The organism is Klebsiella sp. 28, assembly GCF_018223905.1.
Lineage (GTDB): Bacteria > Pseudomonadota > Gammaproteobacteria > Enterobacterales > Enterobacteriaceae > Klebsiella > Klebsiella pneumoniae.
The window spans coordinates 1-3,795 of the sequence record NZ_JAGRQY010000200.1 but is presented as its reverse complement, the minus strand read 5'-3'; the positions used below and the strand labels follow the sequence as shown (position 1 = coordinate 3,795).

3 protein-coding genes are annotated in these 3,795 nt (G+C 40.8%); 2 read left to right on the top strand and 1 reads right to left on the bottom strand.

All coding sequences use genetic code 11. The features are described from left to right. Both KHQ28_RS25770 and KHQ28_RS25765 read left to right on the top strand, forming a co-directional pair. A partial coding sequence (locus tag KHQ28_RS25770) for an NYN domain-containing protein (RefSeq protein WP_211777729.1) occupies positions 1-568 on the top strand: 568 nt, incomplete at its 5' end. A gap of 137 nt (positions 569-705) precedes the next feature. Then, entirely contained in the window at positions 706-1,443 is a 738-nt protein-coding gene (locus KHQ28_RS25765) for a hypothetical protein (RefSeq protein WP_004201234.1), read from the top strand. 519 nt (positions 1,444-1,962) lie between these two features. Here the strand turns inward: KHQ28_RS25765 and KHQ28_RS25760 are convergent. Continuing rightward, positions 1,963-3,432 (bottom strand): HNH endonuclease signature motif containing protein, encoded by a 1,470-nt coding sequence (locus tag KHQ28_RS25760; protein WP_004201235.1) that lies wholly within the window; start codon positions 3,430-3,432, stop codon positions 1,963-1,965. Between the last annotated feature and the right edge of the window lie 363 nt (positions 3,433-3,795).

Here is a 3,795-nt window from a genome sequence, read left to right as displayed (position 1 = left end):
AGGAGGTAAAACGGGAGAGGTAAATTACTTTACCTCTCCCGTTTTACCTCCTCTTGCAACCAGAGGTAAAGAGTCGGCTGAAGCTCAGGATGTTTATATTCGCGCACTCAAGGCGAAGGGCGTTACAGTCCATTTAGGAAGACACAGGCTTAATCGTGGCAGTGCGCCGCGTTATCTGGATGGTATTCCTGCATCCCGATCTGATAAGGTTGATGTATGGGATCTTGAGGAAAAAGAGACCGATGTAAATATTGCTATCAGTATGTACCGACTTCTTTCAAAGCAACAGAACCTTGAAGCAGATGCACGCATTGCACAAATAGTCTTAGTGTCGGCTGATACCGATATGACGCCTGCCTTAAAAGCAATAAAGGAAGATTTTCCAGAAATAACGGTTGGCATTATTTTGCCACATCGCGAAGGTATCGAACGCGGAGTGCCCGGCTCACTTAAAAACCATAGTGATTGGATAAGACGACAAGTGAAGATTGACGAATTGCAATCTCACCAGTTTCCTGAACGTGTCCCTACAAAGAAGAAGCCTGCTATCAAGCCTCATTACTGGTAATTCGGTAATATGGGCGTTTTACCGAATTACCGTGTCCGGGCATCTCATACCCTCAAACAGTAGCGGCCTCGCCGGAACAGTTTAGGATCAGGACATGCTAAGCTGAACTTAATCCGTCATGAATATTCTGAGGTAATATGAAAAAACCGCGCAGGAACAGAACCAAAACCGTGCAGTTCACGTATAAACAGCATTACCTGGGCAGACAGTTCCTGAAACTATTTTCACAGGATGCAAATAAAGTTTATGTAAAGATAGTAGATAAAGAAGGGGTCGTAAAACAAAAGTCTGTCAACGATGAAGTCTTTTATTCAAAAAAAGGATGGGATGAATCCACGGAAAGACTTATGAAAAGCATAGAGGATGCTTTTAAGGAAGAAGTAGATAAAGCAATAAATAATGAAAATAGCTTCAATTTCGGAAGAATAACTGATTACTACCTGATGTGGAATATCAGGGGCAGGTTAGCCAGCGAACGTCCGGAAAGCGTCAATTTCCGCATAATCGGAAGCGAGTTATCTTTTGAAGAGCAGGACACATTAGAGTACAAAGGGGCTTATTTTATGAGGCCGGACGGAACAATGCATGATGATATGTTTCGGGGTTTGACATTCAAAATGGACTTGAATAAATTAAATATTTTATTTAAAAGCAGGAAGTGGGGATTAGTTAAATCGCCGGAGGAAAACTTTATCCTGCCTGATTTCTGGAACGTTAATCTTTGGAAAAACGATCTGACCTGGATAATCCCAATTACAAGAGACATGGCATTTGTTGCTGAGCACGAAAATGGAATCGTAACGCAAGAAAATGCGTGCCGCATGAATCAATTTTCGATGACTCACTGTAATAATTTTTGTGTTACGTATTCATAAAGATAAACCTGAAAAATTAGGCATTTCTCTGTGTAATACATATGTATTACACAGAGAGTTAAGATTATTGTGTATGCTTAATCGCTCTCAGGTATCTCAACAAGTAGGAAGTCATCGGGCGCTTAAAAATCCAAGTAGTCGTCACTTTCCCTGTTACACAGTTCGGTGTTATGGGCGTTTTACCGAATGCCCGGACGGGAACATAAGAAACTGCCTGGCGGCAGCCTTATAATTGCTGGTCAATAACACGGTGCTGGGTGGAGCAATAAGCTTCATTGCAGTAATTTGTTACCTGACAGGTGAATATTATCTGATAAGAAAATCTGCCAGAAAACTGATAGCTTTCGTCCTATAAGCATAAACCTGACCACTAAGATAGTTCACTTTAACGTCCACTTCTGGCACAAAGCGGACCGCCTGAGGCGTCGGGAGGTCTACTATGAGCGAGGAGCTGAAGTTGGCACTTTTTCTCCCACAAAAGTGACTGTAGAAATAGTTGCATTTCACTTTTTCGTGCCTTTAGACATCAAAGCGAAGCCAGCGTTCTAGCAATCCCGATTTGTTCAAAGGAACTGAGTGAGCATTTATTTTTTTACCTTCCAATATACTTTTAGCAAAGTATGTGCAATCAGGTTTGAAATGTACAGTGAGTAAGTCAGGATTAATAGCCATTAAATCAGCATCAAAAAGGCGATGCAAACATGCAAGCATCAATAATCCGTTAGAAGTATTATTATTTCCTGTTCCAACTGGCTCAATGTGGGCGGCCTCTAGTGCTTCTCCGCTATTAGTTATGGCACAACGATAACCAAAGTTAGCGGCCACACGCTCTTTAAAATCGTTCTGATTGGTACGGGTACGAACAATACGATCTGCGAACAACGCTTGCTCAATAGATTCAGATAGAGCGGGAGCGTAAGAAGGAGCATTAGCAACTGAATTTACAAGCGTTTCTACGGGATTTATAATGGTATTCGGTTGTTCAGGAGGAAGAATCACTTCTAAAGGGCGTACAGGTATTCCTGTGAGGTGTTTTGACGGCTTACAGACACTAAGAAATTCATGTGCCTCTTTTACATCCATACCTTGTTTAGTTGCTTCTCGTTTGAAAGCATCAACCATAGCAACGGTGTACCCCTTTTCTGCAAACAATCTGAGCCACTTATCACTAAAGGATTCTGGAGTTTTGGCAACAGGAATAGAAACAACTTCCTCTACTGATTCAGTAGACGATAATACAGGCACCCCGATTAAAAAATCAGCATTGGCAATAGGTTTTTCAATTTCTACAATTAGCTTAGGTGTACTTATGCTTGCATGATGAACATCTCTAGCATGGTCTGCAAATCCTCCAAGCGATTGAAAATCAACCTTGCATTCAATACATGAAATACGGCGACTTATAAGATCCGCCTCTAGCTTTTTTTGTTCGTTTTTAGCTTGAATTATTTCGTCCTGTTTCGTTTTCGCTATGTGCCAAGGATCAGACTTAATCTTTTTCTCATTACGAATAGCTCTATATTTGGATGAAAGTGATACTTTAGCCACAGGTTTACTTTTTTTGTTATTGAGTCGCTCAAGTGTTTCACGCTGAATAATATCTTTTGCTTTCTTCGTCGCTTGCTTTTTTGACAAACCAGATGCAAGAAGTTCAAGCATTATATCTGAATAAAGTAAAGGTTTATTTTTACGTTTTTGATTATTTAACTTGCGTTTTTGGTTGTAAGTTTCCATTTCTTTAGGAGTTAAATAACCTCCTACGCTACGGATAGGTGCAGGCGCAGTTAACGGTTTCTTACCGTTAATATTCTTTTTTACTTGCTCTTTGCTAACTCTAACTTTAGCTGTAGTGGGTTCTACATGGAAATCATGGCTACTATCATTTTGTTGGGTGCTGATCAGAACTTCTCTGACCTCTTCGGGAATTGGCTTACCTTCTCGGCTTGCTCTTCCCCATGCCTTGATAGCTTCTAAGCGTGTCATTTTCATGTGAGTACCTGAAAAATCTGTAGATATGAGGAAGTATACAAATCGTTCTTATCAATCGTCTATACATGGAGGTAAGCACTGCAAAAGCTGACGGAATGAAGGCATTACCGTCATACATGAATCCAATCAAAAAGCCATAGAAACCATGCAGGTATTTGTTTGTATCCCTGCATAACGAACCATTAATTTTTAGAGCGCCTCTGGCACTCCAACTTCCGCTTTTGGCACACAGCAGCCGTTAAGATGTAAGGCCTTACGCCAACTAAATCTAATGGGACAGATTTAGTTGGTGATGGTCAAGTAATCTGCAAACGGTCACCAAGTAAAATGCAAATGGGTAGTCAAGTCCGATGCAATTACGCA

Bases quoted from the DNA above. Each gene is read 5' to 3' on its own strand.
- KHQ28_RS25765 (WP_004201234.1), top strand. From the start codon at position 706: ATGAAAAAACCGCGCAGGAACAGAACCAAAACCGTGCAGTTCACGTAT.
- KHQ28_RS25760 (WP_004201235.1), bottom strand. From the start codon at position 3,432: ATGAAAATGACACGCTTAGAAGCTATCAAGGCATGGGGAAGAGCAAGC.